Origin of the sequence: Collinsella aerofaciens (assembly GCF_018785265.1) — a bacterium.
Lineage (GTDB): Bacteria > Actinomycetota > Coriobacteriia > Coriobacteriales > Coriobacteriaceae > Collinsella > Collinsella aerofaciens_AI.
Map to the genome: position 1 here is coordinate 1 of NZ_WQPK01000024.1, position 17,953 is coordinate 17,953.

12 protein-coding genes and 2 tRNA genes are annotated in these 17,953 nt (G+C 57.6%); 1 reads left to right on the forward strand and 13 read right to left on the reverse strand.

All coding sequences use genetic code 11. From position 1 onward, the window contains the following. Window positions 1–632: 632 nt before the first annotated feature. The 11 genes from GPK42_RS04385 to GPK42_RS04435 all read right to left on the reverse strand — a co-directional run bounded on the left by GPK42_RS04385 (window position 633) and on the right by GPK42_RS04435 (window position 10,578). Window positions 633–1,430 carry a TraX family protein gene (locus tag GPK42_RS04385; RefSeq protein ID WP_195361593.1) on the reverse strand — a complete coding sequence of 266 codons (798 nt, stop codon included), beginning with the start codon at window positions 1,428–1,430 and terminating at the stop codon, window positions 633–635. 199 nt (window positions 1,431–1,629) lie between these two features. Continuing rightward, a tRNA-Lys gene (locus GPK42_RS04390) sits at window positions 1,630–1,702 on the reverse strand. 28 nt (window positions 1,703–1,730) lie between these two features. Then, a complete protein-coding gene (locus tag GPK42_RS04395) occupies window positions 1,731–3,011 on the reverse strand; it encodes an aminopeptidase (protein WP_035136479.1) in 1,281 nt (426 codons plus the stop codon). 89 nt (window positions 3,012–3,100) lie between these two features. After that, entirely contained in the window at window positions 3,101–3,676 is a 576-nt protein-coding gene (locus GPK42_RS04400) for an ABC transporter permease (protein ID WP_215693799.1), read from the reverse strand. After that, window positions 3,677–4,555 carry a phosphoribosylaminoimidazolesuccinocarboxamide synthase gene (locus tag GPK42_RS04405; RefSeq protein ID WP_035136481.1) on the reverse strand — a complete coding sequence of 293 codons (879 nt, stop codon included), beginning with the start codon at window positions 4,553–4,555 and terminating at the stop codon, window positions 3,677–3,679. Window positions 4,556–4,673: 118 nt separating this feature from the next. Next, window positions 4,674–6,239, reverse strand: a complete 1,566-nt coding sequence (locus tag GPK42_RS04410; RefSeq protein WP_215693801.1) for a sensor histidine kinase — start codon at window positions 6,237–6,239, stop codon at window positions 4,674–4,676. A gap of 11 nt (window positions 6,240–6,250) precedes the next feature. Next, complete coding sequence (locus GPK42_RS04415; protein ID WP_006236208.1) at window positions 6,251–6,973, reverse strand: response regulator transcription factor; 723 nt, start codon at window positions 6,971–6,973, stop codon at window positions 6,251–6,253. 153 nt (window positions 6,974–7,126) lie between these two features. Continuing rightward, window positions 7,127–8,338 (reverse strand): twin-arginine translocation signal domain-containing protein, encoded by a 1,212-nt coding sequence (locus GPK42_RS04420; RefSeq protein WP_215693803.1) that lies wholly within the window; start codon window positions 8,336–8,338, stop codon window positions 7,127–7,129. Beyond that, window positions 8,338–8,601 carry a TIGR03905 family TSCPD domain-containing protein gene (locus GPK42_RS04425; RefSeq protein WP_117848466.1) on the reverse strand — a complete coding sequence of 88 codons (264 nt, stop codon included), beginning with the start codon at window positions 8,599–8,601 and terminating at the stop codon, window positions 8,338–8,340. The genes GPK42_RS04420 and GPK42_RS04425 overlap by 1 nt, the downstream gene beginning before the upstream one ends. 128 nt (window positions 8,602–8,729) lie before the next feature. After that, on the reverse strand, window positions 8,730–10,076 hold the full coding sequence (gene purB, locus GPK42_RS04430) for an adenylosuccinate lyase (protein ID WP_215693805.1): 1,347 nt from the start codon (window positions 10,074–10,076) through the stop codon (window positions 8,730–8,732). A gap of 427 nt (window positions 10,077–10,503) precedes the next feature. Next, window positions 10,504–10,578: transfer RNA gene (locus GPK42_RS04435), tRNA-Gly, on the reverse strand. A gap of 297 nt (window positions 10,579–10,875) precedes the next feature. Between GPK42_RS04435 and GPK42_RS04440 the strand changes: the two genes are divergently transcribed. Next, on the forward strand, window positions 10,876–14,307 hold the full coding sequence (locus tag GPK42_RS04440) for a SpaA isopeptide-forming pilin-related protein (protein ID WP_215693807.1): 3,432 nt from the start codon (window positions 10,876–10,878) through the stop codon (window positions 14,305–14,307). 66 nt (window positions 14,308–14,373) lie between these two features. On the opposite strand, the gene GPK42_RS04445 is transcribed toward GPK42_RS04440, so the two are convergent. Together GPK42_RS04445 and GPK42_RS04450 are read right to left on the reverse strand one after the other, a co-directional pair. After that, on the reverse strand, window positions 14,374–14,592 hold the full coding sequence (locus tag GPK42_RS04445) for a hypothetical protein (RefSeq protein ID WP_215693809.1): 219 nt from the start codon (window positions 14,590–14,592) through the stop codon (window positions 14,374–14,376). A 21-nt stretch (window positions 14,593–14,613) separates the two neighbouring features. Further along, window positions 14,614–17,811: a hypothetical protein gene (locus GPK42_RS04450; protein WP_215693811.1), complete on the reverse strand. Its 3,198-nt coding sequence runs from the start codon at window positions 17,809–17,811 to the stop codon at window positions 14,614–14,616. Window positions 17,812–17,953: the final 142 nt, after the last annotated feature.

The following is a 17,953-nucleotide window of genomic DNA, read 5'->3' on the forward strand; positions in this document are numbered from 1 at the left end:
GCGGCAAGGAGATATATTGCCAGACCGGAGGGGCGCCGGGGGCGGGAATCTGGCACTCCATATTTTGTTCACAAACGAATATGTCCCTCAGTCGCGTCCCTGAGGTTATAACTGAAGCATTGGCTTCTGATATTGGCGATGACCAGCTGGTTTATAGGTGTTAAGGCATCGGTCATCTCTGGAGCGCCACTTTACTCCAAAAGCATCAGCTATTTGTTTCCCGTCGGTAAAAGGCAGGTTTTGTTCGCCAAGCGTTCTTATATATAGAGAAGTTCGGGTTCGAACCCATGCACCGGCAACAAAAAAGCGATCAACCGGAGTCGATCGCTTTCTGTTCTATGGTGGAGCATCCAAAGGATGTTTCCGAACTCACTTTCTCGCTGCCATTCATGCTGTCGAAGCATCGTTCGACCTCCGCAGTCCCATGTTTTGAGGATCTGCCGTGTTTATCACTGCTATTAATGAGTGTGCGGAAGTGATCCTCATACAGATACGTGCGATCCGCCAGAGAACTGAGAAGCATCTTTCTGCAGCCCTCGTTGTCTATCCTCGCATCTCTCAGGTCTTCCGGAAATTCACAAGCAGTCTTAGGGTCAGTTTGTTTCTGCTTTCAGAGACTTGTTTGAGAGTTATTAAAGACAGTTCAAAACAATAAGTGAGACACCATAAAGCAGAGCAAGATGTGCCGGATAGAAAACGTAGAAGAAGTATTTCAGCTTCAGCCCTCGCTTGCCATTATAAAGATTGATAAGCAGCAACGAAACGACCGCGGCAGCAACATCAGGATTAAATACATTAGCTGTAGCAAACTCAAATCCGCCGCCAACTATATGGCATGACGAAAGGAGCACTACGCATACTGCAGCAAAGAACATCTTGGCCTTGCTGTCGTGGAATAAATAGAATGCAGCCACAAGCAGAATGCCATACACGCCGCCATCTAGTTTAGTGTATTCAGCTGCCAGTGCTATCAAAACAATCAGAGCAAATTCTGCGATGTGCCTCTTCCATTTTGAAAGACTTTGTATCTTTTCCAGAATAATCAAAAAGACCAAGGAAAGCAGGAGCTCACACATAACATTTTGTTGCCGAAGGTCGAATAGTTGCCCGGTTTGAACGAAATCGTATATGGGCTCCGCAATGATTGCGAAGACAAGCATATTTCGCAGGTACTTCTTTATGTCATGAGTATGCAAAAATCCCTCAACTATCAAAAAGCAAAATAAGGGAAATGCAATTCTGCCAAGAACATGAAGCACATCCGAAGCCTCGCTTAGAATCGCCCACTGCTCGTCTGATATCTGATTGTACGATGCGTGAGTCATGATTCCATTGGTCAGGACGATCCTGCTTACATGATCGAGAACCATCGAAATGGCCGCTATTATCTTTAATGTGCTGCCGCTAATTCCGTATCTGTCTGTTTTCATTTCGTTTTCCTTTCTTTGGGTGGGCCGTCGGGGGTTCAGCCTGCTTCGCAGGCGGCCGCTGCGGCGCTTTCGCGCCTTGCGCGCTGCGCTGGCAAACGCTCACGCGTTTACTTAGCTCCGCGCCCCGACGGGTTCGAACCCGTGCACCGGCAACAAAAAAGACGGCCAACCGAAGTTGACCGTCTCAACAATCTTTGGGTGGGCCGTCAGGGGTTCGAACCCTGGACCTTGGGATTAAAAGTCCCCTGCTCTGCCAGCTGAGCTAACGGCCCGCGGGTGGCATTGTACCACGGTCTGGGACTATTCCCAACTCCATTGGCCGTTCTGGAAAATCACAACTTCACGTCCATCAGGCGTAATGCCCGTAATATCGATGTCGTCCGTGCCGATCATAAAATCGACGTGCGTGCTCGAGACGTTAACGCCATGCTCCAGGAGCTCCTCCTTGGACATGTCATACCCACCCTCGATGCATTCGGGGAAACCGACACCTAGCGCGAGATGGCAGCTAGCGTTCTCGTCATAGAGCGTGTCATAGAACAGAACGCCGCTTTCGCGGATCGGAGTGTTCTTGGAAATGAGCGCGACCTCGCCCAGATGAGCGGCACCTTCATCGGTGTCAATAATGCTCGCAAGCGTTGCCTTGCCCACGCGGGCGTCGTAGTCCACCACGCGGCCGCCCTCGAACTTAATCCAAAAATCTTCGACTTTATTGCCGTGGTGGATGAGCGGCATGGCCGAGTACACGATACCGTCGGCGCGCATGCGATCGGGCGAGGTGAAGACTTCCTCGGTGGGAATGTTGGGGAAGAAGGGGTGTCCATCGGGCGTCTTGCCCTTGCCGCCGGCCCACTCGTGACCCTTCGTCATGCCAATCGTCAGATCGGTTCCATTTGCCGCGGTGTAATGCAAGTAGTCGAAACGATTGTCGTTCAGGAAACGCAGGTTCTTTTCGAATGCGGCGTCATGGAGTTCCCAGTCGCTCTCCGGGTCCTGGCCATCGGCGCGCGCGGTGTGCAGAATCGCATTCCACAGTTTATAGATTGCAACCTCATCGGCGTCTCCTGGGAACACCTCGTGCGCCCAAGCCACGACCGGAGCGCCGGCGATGCACCACGGATTGATGTTGTAATCCAGTCCACGGCGGAAAACTTTGCACTGCGTATTCCTCGCCTTTGATGCCGCGGCCGGCTTGGCTGGATCGATGCCCTTGAGGGCCGCAGGATCCGCACCTTCGATAAAGACAAAGCAGGCACCATCCTGGGCCAAGGAATCCAGCTGCATGCGCTTCCACTCGGGTGTCTGCTCAAAATAGCTTTTCTCGACATGCTCGTACGTGAGCCTCGTCACGGCATCATCGGCCCAAATGACCGTCACGTGGCCGGCGGCGGCAGCATAGGCCTCCGCGACCACCACGCGCGCAAACGGCGCGCACTCGACCGGAGACTGAACGACGACCTCCTGGCCGGGCTTGACGTTTACGCCCTTGCGGACGACCAGGCGCGCGTAGTTTTTAATCTTGGGCTCCAGGGCCTTCATGCCCTCCAGAGCCTCTTCGACCGTCAGGGCAGCTCGAATCATGTGCCACTCCATCTATCTATAGAACAGTAAAAAGGCGCGCCGCAAAAACGACGCGCCTTATATCTTAGCGATAAGTATGTATGCAAACGCTACTTCTTCTTGGAGTCCTTCTGGTCCTCCTCGGCAGCCGCGCGCTCAATAAGAGCGTTGAGCTTGTTCTCGGACATGCCCTCGGCCTGCGCGCGGTACACGTTGCGCAAGGGACGAATACGAGCGAAGTCGTAGATAAAGTCACCTAGGATGATGACATAGGACAAAACGATGCCGACCATCTGGACAGGGCTGGACACCATGCCAGCGGGAGCGAAGTACAGCGAGGCCCAAATTGCCACGACGAGCACCATGCCAATGGCGAGCACAATCCACCAGATGCGACGGCGCTTGGTGTAGTCCTCGTCCTGCTTGAGGAGGATATTCGACACCGTATAGATGCGGTCCTCCTTGGCGCGCTGCTTGGCCTTGCGGGCGCGCTTCTCCTCTTTAGAGAGGCCCTCGAGGTTCTCGCCCTTCTCGAGCTCTTTGCGGCGTGCCTTAGACGAAGCCGGCACGATGCGAACGGAGCTCGCTGCTTGGCGGGCGGGCTTAGCAGATGCGGCAGACTTGCGCGCAACCCCGGTAACTTCGTGGGATTGCGTGCGCTTGTTCGTGGCGCTACGGGTACTCACTTATGCGTTCTCCTTCATGCTTGTGAACTGGGAGCCGGTGATGATCTGGAAGGCCTCGCGATAGCGCTCGGACGTGCCATCGATGACCTCGGCGGGCAGGTGCGGGGTCTCCCCCGTCATATCCCAGTTGGCCTTGAGCCAATTGCGGACGAATTGCTTGTCGTAGCTAGGCTGGATCTTGCCCTCCTCGTAGCTGGCAGCAGGCCAGAAACGGCTGGAGTCGGGCGTGAGGCACTCGTCGATCAGCGTGACCTTGCCATCAATAACACCAAACTCGAACTTGGTGTCGGCAATGATGATGCCACGGGTCGCGGCGTACTCGGCAGCGGCCTTGTAGATCTTGAGGGAAAGGTCACGAATCTGCGTGGCGATGTCCTCGCCCACGATCTCGCAGCAACGCTCGAACGAGATGTTCTCGTCGTGGTCACCGATCTCGGCCTTCGTGGACGGCGTGAACAGCGGCTCAGGAAGCTTGGAAGCCTCGGTCAGGCCCTCAGGCAGCTGGATGCCGCAGACGGTGCCGTTCTCGTCGTAGGTCTTCTTGCCCGAACCGGTCAGATAGCCGCGGACGATGCACTCGATAGGAATCGTCTGGGCCTTCTTAACCAGCATGGCGCGGCCAGCGAGGTAGTCACGATACTCAGCAAACTCCTCGGGGAAATCCGCCGGGTCGATGGAAACGAGATGGTTGGGGACGATGTCGGCAAACTTATCGAACCAGAATGCCGAGATGCGATTGAGTACCTCTCCCTTAAACGGAATCTCGTCGGGAAGAATGAAGTCAAACGCAGAAATGCGGTCGGTGGCGACCATCAGCAGGTTTTCACCGGCATCGTAAATATCACGAACCTTGCCACGGGAATCCGGACGACGCTCCATCGTTGTCACGTGAGTCACTCCTTACCTAAATACGACAGAAATGCGGGTTCTTTCCCGCATGTTTTCGCAAACTCGGAGCGGCAGGGACGCGGCCCCTCCTTCACCGAATAGCGAAAAGCTAGTGCTCCATTGTAGTAGATGCCGCGTCTGCCGTGTGCTCGCGGGGCAGATGAATTGTAAAAGTCGTACCCTTTCCAAGCTCCGACTCCACGGATATGTAGCCATGGTGACGCTCGACGATCTGCTTGGTCACGGCGAGGCCAACGCCCAGGCCGCCGGCTTCGCGGGCGCGGCTGGCATCGGCGCGCCAAAATCGTCCGAAGATACGCGACAGATCGTCCTTGGCAATACCGATACCGGTATCAGAAACGGCAATGCTGACGTGCTTGCGGTCACTGAGCACCGACACCACGACCCAACCGCCCTCGGGGGTGTAGCGCATGGCGTTGCTCATGAGGTTGATAACACATTGCGTGATCATGTCGGGATCGGCCTCGACGACATCGTCGTGACCCTGGGTCTCGTCCGCAAAACGCAGGCGCAGATCGCGGTCGACAAACAGGCGCTCCTGGGCATTGACGATGGAACGCACGAAAGGAACCATGTCCACCGGCTCAAGGTTGAGCGGAGCCGCGCTGTTTTCCATGCGCGACAGGTCGAGCATCTGCTGCACCAGACGAGCCAAGCGACGCGTCTCGGAAGCAACGGTTTCCAAATGCTCATCGTCGGTGGGATACACGCCATCCTGCATGGCCTCGACCGTTGCGAGCATGGCCATAAGCGGCGTGCGAAGCTCGTGTGCAACGTCTGAGGTCAGGCGCTTCTCGTGTTTCATATCCTTCTCGAGCGAAGTGGCCATCTCATCGAAGGTCTCACCCAGCTGATCGATCTCGTCATCACCGCGCAGTCCCGTGCGAGCCGACAGGTCGCCGTCACGGATTTGCTTTGCGGTACTGGTGATGCGATGAATCGGCTTGGTGAGCATGCGCGACACGAGCGATCCGATAACGACCGAAATGCAGATTGCAACAACCGCGGCGAGGGCCATGGCGTTAAAGGTCTTCTCCCTAAACGCAGAGTCCGCCTTGGTGAGCAGAGCGTCGGAGCCGATGGCCCACAGCTTTACCTGTCCGACATGCTCGCCGGAAGACGTTACAATCTCGACGTTAGCAACGCTATCGGAGTCGGTTGGAGCAGACGAGACCGGGCTATGCGATGCCCTCTTGCCGCTCGTGTCGTCGGTCGTAGCCTGGTTTTCGCGTACATCGGCGGTGGCGCTTGCCGAGGGCCAGGAATCGTCATAAACGATCACGCCCTTTTTATTGACGACCTGCATGCCCAGATCGTCGGAAACCAAACTCGACGTTGCGACCGTGCGCAGTTCTCCCGCGGTCCAAGAGCCATTTTCCTCATATGAGGTCGCCAACTTCTCGGCAGCGGAATTTGCGATTTCGACGATATTGGAGCGTGTGTAATCCGAAAAGACCGTGCCCCACACAACAGAGACAACGCCCACCAGCACCAATACTGTCATGAGCGATGTCAGAGCAAAAGCAAGTGCCATGCGCGAGGGATAGCTCATCGTTGGCCGTGAATCGGAACGAGGCGTGTTCCAACTAGCCTTGGAACCCGCCTCGCTCTCCTGCTTGTGCTTTTGTCCGATTTCAAAGCGCGCAGGTGTCATATGTGATTTCCCTATTTCTCGTCCGACTTATCGGTCTTGGCCGGAGCCTCGAAGCGATAGCCGACACCATGGACGGTGTAGAGCCACTTGGGCTTCTTGGGATCATCGCCCAGCTTGGCGCGAAGATTCTTCACGTGGCTATCGATGGTGCGCTCATAGCCCTCAAAGTCATACCCGAGCACTTTCTCGACCAGCTCCATGCGGTTATACACACGGCCGGGATGGCGGGCAAGCGTGGTGAGCAGCTTAAACTCGGAAGCCGTCAGATCGACTTCCTTGCCCTCGACCAAGATCTTGTGGCCCGAGATATCGATGACCAGATCGCCGAAGTCGAGTACCTCGACGGCGGGCTCGTCGGCCTGATGGGCACGGCGGAACAGAGCGCGAACGCGGGCGACGAGCTCGCGCGGCGAGAACGGCTTAATCAGATAGTCGTCGGCGCCGAGCTCAAGACCGATAATACGGTCCTCGATCTCGCCCTTAGCCGTCAGCATGATGATGGGGACATCCGAGGTATCGCGAATGGTGCGGCAAACGCGCTCGCCGGGAATCTTGGGGAGCATAAGGTCGAGCACGACCAGGTCGAACTGATGCTTCTCGAACTCCTCGATCGCGGACTGGCCGTCGCCGACGCCCACAACCCAGTAGCCTTCGCGCTCGAGATAGGCAGCGACGGCGTCACGGATTGCCTTCTCATCCTCGACCAGCAGAATCTTTTTTGCATCTGAAGCCATAACACGGCCCCCCTGTCTCAATTAGCTAAGAACAAGCCCATTTTAACGCACCTGAGCCCGCCGGATGCCGCTATGACGCGGCAGCTCGGCGGGCGGTACTCACAATTACAACGCGTTTATTCCCCTGTTGGCGCCTTTTTAACCCCTCTAAGCTTAAAGAGAGAATAGGCGTGCAGTGACCGTCTCTGGTATACCCTGGCTGTTGCGCACCGTGGCGTACGTAAGGAATGAGTCCGATTTTCCCGCCGTAGCTGGATAATCGCCATACTCCAAAGCGCGGTCGGGCGACAGCAGCGAGCCATAGGTCTTGGCAGAGGTGTCGATCAGGAAATGCGACGCCTGTACCTTAACAAGGTATTTATTCTTCTTGCCAGCCGCACATGCGAGCGGCTCGCGTGACAGGAAGAGGTACGGCCCTCCCTCATTACCGATATACGTGCCCATATTGCCCAGGCTGCCCACGCCACTATAGGCCGCCTCGATAGAAAACACGAAGGTATCGCCCATATATGCGGCCTCGAAAGGCGAAACTGACGAAGGGAGGACCAACTGGGCACGCTTGGTGTTGTTGCCGTCGGTCAGATCGATTGCCGTTATGCCGTAGTAGACGCCCTCGTCGTTGCGGACACGCGGCGAGATGGTCAAAATGCCGTCGCTCGCGCGCGGGGCCGATGCAAAGCGGCCCGTCGATTTCCAAATTACCTCGGCCTTGGATTCATCAAGCGAGCGACGATAGCAAAACGAATCACTACTCGTTTTATTGCCGCCTGCCGAAGGCATTTTATACCAGATGACCGATGACCCGAACGCCGTAAACAGGGGCGGATCATAGTCCTTGCCACCTCGATCGAGCTCAACCACGTCGCCAGAGAGCGAAGCGCCCGACAGATTTTGAGCGTAGAGCTTCCACGATGAATTGGCAAAGTTCATCTCAACCCACGCGAATACGCCGTCGCCGGCACGGACATCGTAGAATGCATATCCCGTGCCCTCGATAGGATCCTCGATTAATGTGGTAAGCGAGCCATCGCCCAGGTTGAGCACACCGAGCGTGTTGGCGTGCAGTGCCGATGCGGGCGCCATCATCGCCGCGGCGTAATCGCCGTCGCAGTAGTACAGCAGCGTACCCAGAGGCAGCGTCCACGACGCCGCCGGCTCAAGATCGATGTCGACTGCCTCGTACTCATCCGTAATCGAGATGATTTTGGAATCGTCCTTGATAACCTGCGGCTCGCCGGCGGCATCATCGCTGGTACCCGTTTTTTTCGAGCATCCGGCAAGCACCGTGGCAGCGCCCGCAGCAACCCCACCGAGCACAAAGCCGCGACGCGATATTCCGTTCTTGATGTGATCGGCGATACCCATTAGGCGATCTCGGCGCGAGCGGCCTCGATAGCGCGTGTAAGCTGGTCGGCGCAGGAGGTCTTTTTCATACCGCAGGTATTACCGGCGAGAACCTCGATTACGCGATCGGCAGGAGCGCCCTCGACCAGCTTGGAGATAGCCTTGAGATTGCCGTCGCAGCCGCCGGTAAACTCAACGCCCATCACCTTGTTGCCGTCATCGGAAAGGTCAAGGTGAATATTGCGAGCACACACGCCCTGAGGCTTGTAATCAAACGAAATCATGCGATCCCCTCTCAGAATGTTATTCGAGACGACTATTATCCCCGTCTTTCCCTAAATGCAACGAGGCGCTTTGCCGGCAACACACATTACCAGCAAAGCGCCCTAAAAAGCTAACGTTATGCCCGAACCTACTCGAAGCTCAGCTGCTCCAGGCGATCGAAGACCGTGTCGATACGGGTGAGGAAGTCCCACGGATCAAAGATCTCATCGAGCTTCTCCTGGCTGACGGTGCAGCGCGGATCGGCCTCGAGACGCTCCTTAAAGGTGGGGCCAGAGACACAATCCTGCACCTCGTGCCAGGTGGCCATGGCGTTTTCCTGCACGATAGCGTAGGCGTCCTCGCGGGTGATGCCCGTGTCGACGAGGGCAAGCAGCACCTTGGAGGAGAAGATGAGGCCGCGGGTCTTGTTGAGATTGGCCATCATGCGAGCGGGATACAGCTGCAGGCCGTCGATAACGCGGATGAGGCACTGGAACATGTGGTCGAGCGCGATGAAGCTATCGGCCTGGGCGACGCGCTCGGCGGAAGAATGCGAAATGTCGCGCTCGTGCCACAGGGCAACGTTGTCAAAGGCGACCTGAGCGTTGGACTTCACGACGCGCGACAGGCCGCAGACCTTCTCCATGGTGATGGGATTGCGCTTGTGCGGCATGGCGGAGCTGCCCTTTTGGCCCTTGCGGAAGGGCTCCTCGGCCTCGAGCGTATCGGTCTTCTGCAGGTTGCGGACCTCGGTCGCGATGCGCTCGCAGGTGGCCGCCGTAGTGGCAAGCACGCCGGCAAGGTAGGCGTGGTGATCGCGACTGATGACCTGCGTGGACAGCGGATCGTGGACCAGGCCCAGGTGCTCGCAGACGTACTCCTCGACGAACGGCTCGATGGAGCTGTAGGTGCCGACGGCACCGGAGATGGCACCGAAGGCAACGTTCCTGCGAGCATCCTCAAGACGATCGAGATCGCGCTTGAGCTCCCATGCCCAGGAGCCAAACTTCATACCGAAGGTCATCGGCTCGGCATGGATGCCATGGGTGCGGCCGGCGCAGAGCGTATTGCGCTCCTCGAAGGCACGGCGTTTGCAGATCTCGCCAAGCTTCTTAACGTCCTCGATAATCAGGTCACAGGCCTGGGTGAGCTGGTAGCACAGAGCCGTATCGCCCAGGTCGGAGCTGGTCATGCCGTAGTGAACCCAGCGGCTGGGCTTGGGGTCGCCCTCGGGAACATCGGCGTCGATGTACTCCTTCATGTTGGTCAGGAAGGCGATGACATCGTGGCGCGTGACCTCCTCGATCTCGTCAACCTTCGCCTTCTCAAAGTTGGCGTGGTCGCGAATCCACTGGGCCTCTTCTTTGGAAATGCCGATCTTGCCGAGCTCCGCCTGAGCCTCGCAGGCCAGGACCTCAATCTCCTGCCAAATGGCGTACTTGTTCTCGAGGGAGAAGATGTGTCCCATCTCCGGGCGGGTATAGCGATCGATCATAGCGGCTCCTTTTTGGTTATTGGCACGTTGGTCGTAACTCAACCATTGTACCGTGCGCAGGTGCAAGTATGGGCAGCAGGCATTAACCTAACATTTTGGAATTGGAGCAAGCAACGGGACGTCTGCGTATTTGCTTTGCAAGTACGCACCGGCTGCGGTCGGCATGTCCCGGACCTACGCCTATGCGCGGGCAATATGGGTTGAATCTGACACTCCCGGCTGTCTCCCATGCTCGATGGAGCGGGCAACGGGACGTCCGCGTATTTGCTTCGCAAATCCGCACCGGCTTCAGGCGCCTGCCGGCGCCTTCGCCTGCTCGCTCCAAACGCTTCGCGTTTGTTTTACGCTCGCACCCTGGCGGGTTCGAGTCCCGGCGCTTTATTGAAAAAAGCACGGCACCGGAACGGTGTCGTGCTTTTACTTTTTCTGGAGCGGGCAACGGGACTCGAACCCGCGAGTGTCAGCTTGGGAAGCTGATGCCTTACCACTTGGCGATGCCCGCTTGTGTGTTGGCTAGTATAACGCGGTTGTCTTGTTCGATACAAGGGTGGCGATGCTTGTTTTAGCTGTGGAGATTCGTTTGAAAATCGCATCAATTGTGGAGACGAGGACCTTTGGCCTCCTGTTCTCCTTATCTTCTACCTGCGCTTTTGCCTGATTGTTGTATTTGAGCTCAATTTGTCAGGAATTGGGCAAGCTTTTGGTCAGGCTCCGGTACTTACCCGCATGAACCTCGGGGGTAGCCTCATCCTACGCGTCGCAACCTCCCCATGCGGCGCACGAGGGATAAGGAGCAGCCATGTCCAACGCACCCACGCACTCTGTCCACAGCGCAATCGCAACAGGTCCGCTGCTCCTGCTCCTCTTCCTGCTTTTCGGCTGTCTGGCACCGGGAGCCGCATTTGCCGTCGATGGCTACGACCAGCTCGGCTTCCGCACTATTAGCGATGATTGTGGGCCCTTCTTCATCGGCAAGTATGAAGCTCAAGACGCCTCGATCGCCTACTGCATGAACCAGGAACGCCCCGGGCCCACCAAGCCGGGCGGTCCATGGCTCAACTTTGATCAAGGCTGGGTGTGGCTCGACGACGAGTTCGCGGCAATCGTTTGTCACGGATATCCTACCGCCACGTCGTTTGGCGGTTACCATCTTTCACCCGATCGCGCCCGCGCCGCCACCCAGCTTGCCGTATGGATGCTCAACGGCACTACCCATGTCGACGGCACCTACTCCTACACGACCGCTCAGGGCAAAACCAAGAGTGGGCACTTTACCGCCGACAATGAAGTCGTGGCGGCTGCGCGATGGCTCCACGACAGCGCAAAATCAGGAAGCATCAAAGCCGCTCCGCACCGCGCGCGGCGCTATCTAGGAACCGTATCGGGCGGCAGCAAACGTCAAGACATGCTCTATGTACTACCGGCGGTCTCTGTTTCCTTCCAAAAGCAGTCTGCAAACGCTGCCATTACCAGCGGAAACAATACTTATCAGTTTGATGGGGCAACATTCGATGTTTTTGAGAGCGCCAGCGGCGCGCGTGTCGGCACCGTCCAGATGGACAGCAACGGTCGAGCGCAGGCAACACTCCAACCCAACACGGCATACTACCTAGTTGAGACAACAGCGCCAGCTGGTTATATCCCCCGGCACGATCGCATTGCCTTTACCACGACGGATAACGGCGGATACGTCACCATTGATGAACAACCCGGCACCATTACCTTGCGCATTGTAAAGCTCGACGCCGCAACGAATGCAGGCCCCCAAGTTGGGGCTTCGCTCGCAGGAGCAGAATTCGTGTGCGTATCGCAATCAACCCCTGGATGGACACAAACTCTCAGGACCGATGAAAGCGGTCGAGCTACCCTCACCGATGTCCCCCTGGGAACCTTTACCATCTATGAATCGAAGGCGCCCGAGGGCTATTTGCCCTCCGGTGACAGTTGGTCTTACACCGTTGGAGCCGACCAACTCGGCGATTCAGGCGTGGTCGAGATCGAATCTCGCGTTTCCGATATTCCCATTGCGTTTGACCTTGAGATTTCAAAATTCAAGGACTACGGCAATAGCGATCAATCCGGCCTGGAGCAGCCGGCAGGAGATGTTGTCTTTGAGGTTGTCAGTAACAGCTCTCAGCAGGTTGTTGGCACACTGACTACAAACATCTATGGCTTTGCCTCCACCAAAGACCAGCCCGAAGCATGGTTTGGCACAGGCAAGCGACCAGCCGGTGTCCACGGAGCCGTCCCATACGACCGCGCCGGCTACACGGTTCGTGAGGTTCCGGAAACCGTCCCCGAGGGTTTTAAACGTGCGGGGGAATGGACCGTCGAGGCTAATCAGATTTCCGACGGCGCCGAGCTTCAATATATCGTGGACAACCACGCTCTGTCGACGCATCTCCAGATTGTAAAACGCGATGCCCAAACAGGCGCTTCTGTTCCCCTAGCCGGATTCACCTTCCAACTCCTCGACAGCAATCACAAACCTGTCTCACAAACATGCTGGTATCCAGCACATAACGTAATGGACACCTTTACGACTGACGCGACCGGCACCGTCACACTGCCCGAATCGCTCGTGCCGGGCACCTATTATGTACGCGAAACCTCGGCCAAAGAGCCCTATCTTGTCGGCGGAGAGATCGAGGTAAACATACCCGCCGATATAAACCTAACGCCCGTTGCAATCGTCTCGTATTATGACCACGCCGCGACCGGAAACATCAGGATCGTTAAAACCGATGCCGTAGACGGCAGCAGCCTCGCGGGCGCCATCTTTGAGATCCGTGCCTCAGGTGATATCGTGCGCCCCGACGGTAGCATTGCCGCGCTCGACGGTGAGACTGTCGCTACCGTCACGACAGATGAAACTGGAGAAGCACGCGCGGACGACCTCCCGTTGGGATCTGGCACCGCACGCTACGAGGTCGTCGAGACTCAAGCGCCGACCGGCTTCTTACTCGACCGGACGCACCATATCGTCGACCTTACCTATGCCGACCAGAAAACACCCGTTGTGGAAGCGCGGCTTAACGTATCCGACGATTACACCAAGGTTGATATCTCCAAGGTCGATGCAAGCGGAGAGCAGGAAGTGAAAGGCGCACAGCTCACCTTATATGGTCCCGATAAAACCGAAATAGACTCCTGGACCTCATCCGACAAGCCGCACCGTATCGAACATCTTGCACCCGGCACCTACTCGTTGCGCGAAACGATGTCTCCGCGGACCTATGACCTTGCCGAGGAGATAACGTTTGAAATAAAGGATACGGGAGAAGTCCAATCCGTCGCGATGAAGGATGCGCCCATCGAGATCAAAGGACAGGTCGACAAGCGTCAGGAACTTGTCCAACCTATCGGGAAGGGTCTGTTGGCTAACGGCGATGGAAAAAACCGCGCCGCGATGCAAACCAATACGGATGGGCTTTTCTCCTATACCATCGATGCTCGAAACGATTCCGCTACTTGGGTTGATGAGTTTACGATTACCGATGATCTTGAGTGCGCCAAAGACGGCACGGCGAGATTCGTCTCAATCGAAACCCCCGTCGCCATCGGCGACCTCAATGGTCTGTGCAACGTGTGGTATCGCACGACGCCGTTGGACTCGACAGACGTCGATGAGCCGGCAAACGCGACACTTGACGATGGGCACGAAAATCCTTGGCTTGAGTCCGATGAAGTAAGGGAGAGTCTGGGTGAGGATTGCCGCCTCGTCGATTACGACGGCTGGCACCTCTGGAAGGCGGATGTCTCGACCACGGAATCCACCACACTCGAGGCGAAAGAACTCGACCTTGCGTCCAATACCGTCGTAACGGGCATTCGAATTGAATACGGTGCGGTAGCCGCCGACTTTACGACTCGAAGCGATGCGGATTCTTGGACCCGCGATGATCTCAAGGATGAGCACGACGACCTTGACGATGCCAAAGCAATCCTTGGCACAGACGCTCGGGGCGCAGTCGTACACATGCAGGCAACGTCGGCTTATACGCCCCAAACCGCACTCACCAACAGCGCACGCGTCGATCTTTGCCGCAACGGTGGCGGCGATAAACTTGAGTCACATGACGAGGACCGTGTCATTCAACGCTGTACCCTACCGCAGGACCTACCGGCAACAGGATCAGTTCCCATCGCCGCTTGCATCACCGCGCTCCTGACCTCGGGTGCCGCAGCCCTATGGTTCGCTCGCCTTAGGTCGATCCCAAAGAAGCGCTAGCGCGATGAAAAAGCGGGCGAGCCAGTCCCCTGGCTCGCCCGCTTTCAATCATGTAAATCGCCGTATCTACTCTGCAGACGAAGATCCACCATCAACGATTGTCTGCTCGGACTCAGGAATCCCATCGGCACCCGTACTCTGTTCTTGCTCCACCTCTTCGCTGATTGCGGAGGCAGGGGTCGAGCCCTTCGCACCCACGATGTAGGCAGCCCCAAATCCTAACGCAATGGCAATCAAGGTCAAAATCACGTAGACAGGCCAATGGCGCTTAATATACGAAAACACGTTGACTCCTTAGAGCTCCGTCTACGAACGGCGGATAACCTCGGTCACGACCTCGGATACCGTGGCAATGTTCGTCGGGTTGACATTGTGAGGCAGGTCGTCCTCAGTACGAGCGCAAGCCAGACGCGTGCCGTCCACGCCGGCGATGGTGAGGGCTCGGCGGCTCGCCTCGAGCGCGGCATAGGCATCAGTCTTGGCATAGGGCATCTCGAGCGCGCCACAATCGACATGGAACGACTTGCACACCTTGCTGACCAGGTTCATGATGCGGCGATCGCCCTTGAGCAGCTGTTGTTCGCCCTCAACCGTCACCACCGAAAGCCTACCGGCGCCGACGGATTCAAGATTGATAAAGAATACGCCGCGGAGCTTATCGCGATGCGAAGCCAAGAAGGCCTTCATACCGGCGCCATCACAATCCGAGGCGCCCGTTGCCACAAACCAGATATCGTGACCGAGCAGCTCATCGTCGCCCATAGAGGCGACAGCCGAGAGCATATCTTCGGAAGAAGCGCCGTCGGAAGACGTAGCGCCGCCCTTCCAGCCATCGTTATCGTCCTCGAAATTATCCCACGAACCGATGCCGCGACCGGACTTCTTGGCATCGTAATCGTCTTCGACGCCCAGCCAGTCACTCATGCTGTCCTGTTCGTTTTTCTTTTTACGACCGAACAGGCCGCCCAGGCCGCGCTTGCGAGACTTGGGTGCCGCAGGGGCGGGAGCCGAAATGGTCTCGATCGGCTGTGCGCCCGACGCAACGGGCATAGGAGGCGCAACGGGTGCCGATGTGGGTTCGGGACCCTGGGCGGTAGCAAAGGGGTCGTTGACCTGTGCGGAGGGATCGGGAAGGTCGAACAGCGACGTGCGAGACGCAACGTTTGTCTGCTTCATCGACGGCAGCGACGGATCGGGGACCGAAGCCAGCGGAGACGAGGAGGGTGCAGGCGACGGTGCCGACGCCGGATCGGGAACATTCATCTGCGGACGCGGCGATGCTTGGGAGGAAATCTGGGCCATAAGGGAATCGACCGTTTCGTCCTGGGTGGGAGCGACATTGGCAACCGTGGCACCGGAACCACTCGGGGTCGGCATGGTGAAAATCTGCGTGGAGTAAGGCCTCGACTCATCCGTCTCGGGAGTCTCGGAAACCGCAGGCACCTCCTCCTGCTCGACCTCGGCCGAATCACCTTGATCGGCTGCCGCGTATTGCTCTTCGTCAGAGTTGGCCTCGACGGACTCGTCCTCGGCAGCATCCTGAATTTCGGCAGCATCAATGGGCTCGTCATCGTCTGCCGCGTCGCCCTGCTCATCGGAAACAGGAAGGGGCTCGGCAATCGCGGTTCCTTGCTTTTCAAACGTTATCGTGGAATCGAACTGCGCGGCATCAAACGACATGGTGCTATCGACGTGCTGCTGAGCCTCGAAAGACGTCGTCGCCTCAACAACATCCGTGGACGCCGGTTGCTGGGACTCAAAGGACGTTGTAGCTTCGGCAGCGTTGACGGGCACGGACTGCATAGCCTCGTTCTGCTCGAGCTCTTGCGCCGCGCGCTCACGTGCCGCCTCGGCTGCCTGCTGCTGAGCGATAGCCTCCTGCTCGGCAGCCTCGCGTGCGGCAGCGCGCTTCTCCTCGAAATCGTCGACAAATTTCTTGCCCTTTGCAAGCGCACCCTTAAAGAAGTTGGAAGCGCTGGCGCCAATCGAAGAGAACGCGGATGCAATATCGGCATGGGGCGTTGCCGCGGGAATCTCGGCCGAGAAATCAGTATCGCTCTCGTAAGACACGCGCCTCGGCTGTTCAGCGTAATCATCGTCAGGCTCGTCCGCAACGTCTTGCGCCGGCGCGGCGGGGGCCAAAATGTCCAGTCCTGCCGCGGGATCGATCGCGGACACCGCCTCGGGCTCGGCAACGGCAGCGGTAACCGCGGCAGACTCATCATCCACGGTGACGGCGGGCGCAGGTGCAGTCACGACGGGGGCAGGCTCGGGCTCAAACGTCGGCTCCTCGCCCTCCTCGTAATCGAGCGTGCAGGACTCGGGAAGCATCCCGAGCGCACGGATGGCATCCGAACCAAAGCGGATGTTGCCGGCGGCATTGCGATAGAGCTTGGGCTCGGGCTCGGCCGCGACAGGCTCCTCCGCCGGCTCGGCAGCGGAAACCTCGTCATTGAACTCTTCGGCCTGGACAGCCTGATTCTGATCCTCGGGCACAATGGCGCCAATCAGCGTCTCGTCGGCAGACGCACCCTCAAAGCCCTCGATCTGCTCGTCGAAATCCTCACCCTGTTCGGGCTCGGCCTGAGCGTCGGGAGCAATCGGCTGACCGAACTCATCCTCGGCGTAGGTAGGCTCTTCATACTCGATGGTGTTGCCGTAGTCGTTTTGCTGTTGGGCCGCGGCATACTCCGCTGCTGCGCGCGCCATCTCCTCGGCACGACGCTTCTGCTCCCCAAAATAGGTATCGAACGGAACATCGTCGGGAAACTCGTTTTCGCCCTGGAAGGGAGCAACGTTGTCCATAACGCCGAGCATAGCGGCGACAGAAGACTTGTTGCACACCGCGCCGGACGTATAGGGAAGAATGTAGCGGTTAGAAATGATGTTTGCCGCGTTGGCGAGCGCAACGAGGGAAGCGAGGATCGCGACAATCCACAGCAGAACCTTGAGCGCGCCGGGGAGCGGCAGGATACGCAAGATGGCAACGGCAGCAGGGGCAACCGTGGCAACGGGCAACAGCTTGGCGATGAGCGCACGATACGAAGCATAGGGCTCGCGGGCGAGCAGCTCGGCACGGGGAGAGTCGTAGTGTGCGACAACGACCACCGGGCGGTTGCGCGGAGACGCGAGCGGGCCCGAGGCCTTGTGGTAGGCGATGACATTTTGGCTCACGCCCGTCTTGCCCAGGCGTGAAACCACGGGGTGGCCCGTGCGCTCGAGCACGTAAAGAACGGCGCCGACAATGGCCAGCAAGGTGCCGACCAAGCCGATGCCGCCGCCGATGCCCATCAGCAGGGCGCCGGCAAACGCAAGAATACCGGTAACGGCAAATGCCAACCTGCTGGGCGCCGGGGCATTGAACTCCTGAACCTCGGGATCAAAGCCGTGGTTGCGGAAGATCTGAGCGATATCCTCGGCAGCCAAGCGCTCTTCTTCGCTGCATGCCGGCGTGATGCCGGTGTTCTGCAGCAGGTGGTTAATATAGTTCTGGGTGTTCGCCATGTGCGCTCCACATCCATAATCCGACAAATAGGCCCAATGCATGCACATTAGAACCGTATATAGTCGAAAGTATACCCCGAGCGAGCGCAAACGACCGAATTCGGGCCATCTTAACGCCCCGAGCGGACAAGGATATAGCCTA

Coding starts and splice junctions, on each gene's coding strand:
- GPK42_RS04385 (WP_195361593.1), bottom strand. CDS start 1,430: ATGAAAACAGACAGATACGGAATTAGCGGCAGCACATTAAAGATAATA.
- GPK42_RS04395 (WP_035136479.1), bottom strand. CDS start 3,011: ATGATTCGAGCTGCCCTGACGGTCGAAGAGGCTCTGGAGGGCATGAAG.
- GPK42_RS04405 (WP_035136481.1), bottom strand. CDS start 4,555: ATGGAGCGTCGTCCGGATTCCCGTGGCAAGGTTCGTGATATTTACGAT.
- GPK42_RS04410 (WP_215693801.1), bottom strand. CDS start 6,239: ATGACACCTGCGCGCTTTGAAATCGGACAAAAGCACAAGCAGGAGAGC.
- GPK42_RS04415 (WP_006236208.1), bottom strand. CDS start 6,973: ATGGCTTCAGATGCAAAAAAGATTCTGCTGGTCGAGGATGAGAAGGCA.
- GPK42_RS04420 (WP_215693803.1), bottom strand. CDS start 8,338: ATGGGTATCGCCGATCACATCAAGAACGGAATATCGCGTCGCGGCTTT.
- GPK42_RS04425 (WP_117848466.1), bottom strand. CDS start 8,601: ATGATTTCGTTTGATTACAAGCCTCAGGGCGTGTGTGCTCGCAATATT.
- purB (WP_215693805.1), bottom strand. CDS start 10,076: ATGATCGATCGCTATACCCGCCCGGAGATGGGACACATCTTCTCCCTC.
- GPK42_RS04440 (WP_215693807.1), top strand. CDS start 10,876: ATGTCCAACGCACCCACGCACTCTGTCCACAGCGCAATCGCAACAGGT.
- GPK42_RS04450 (WP_215693811.1), bottom strand. CDS start 17,811: ATGGCGAACACCCAGAACTATATTAACCACCTGCTGCAGAACACCGGC.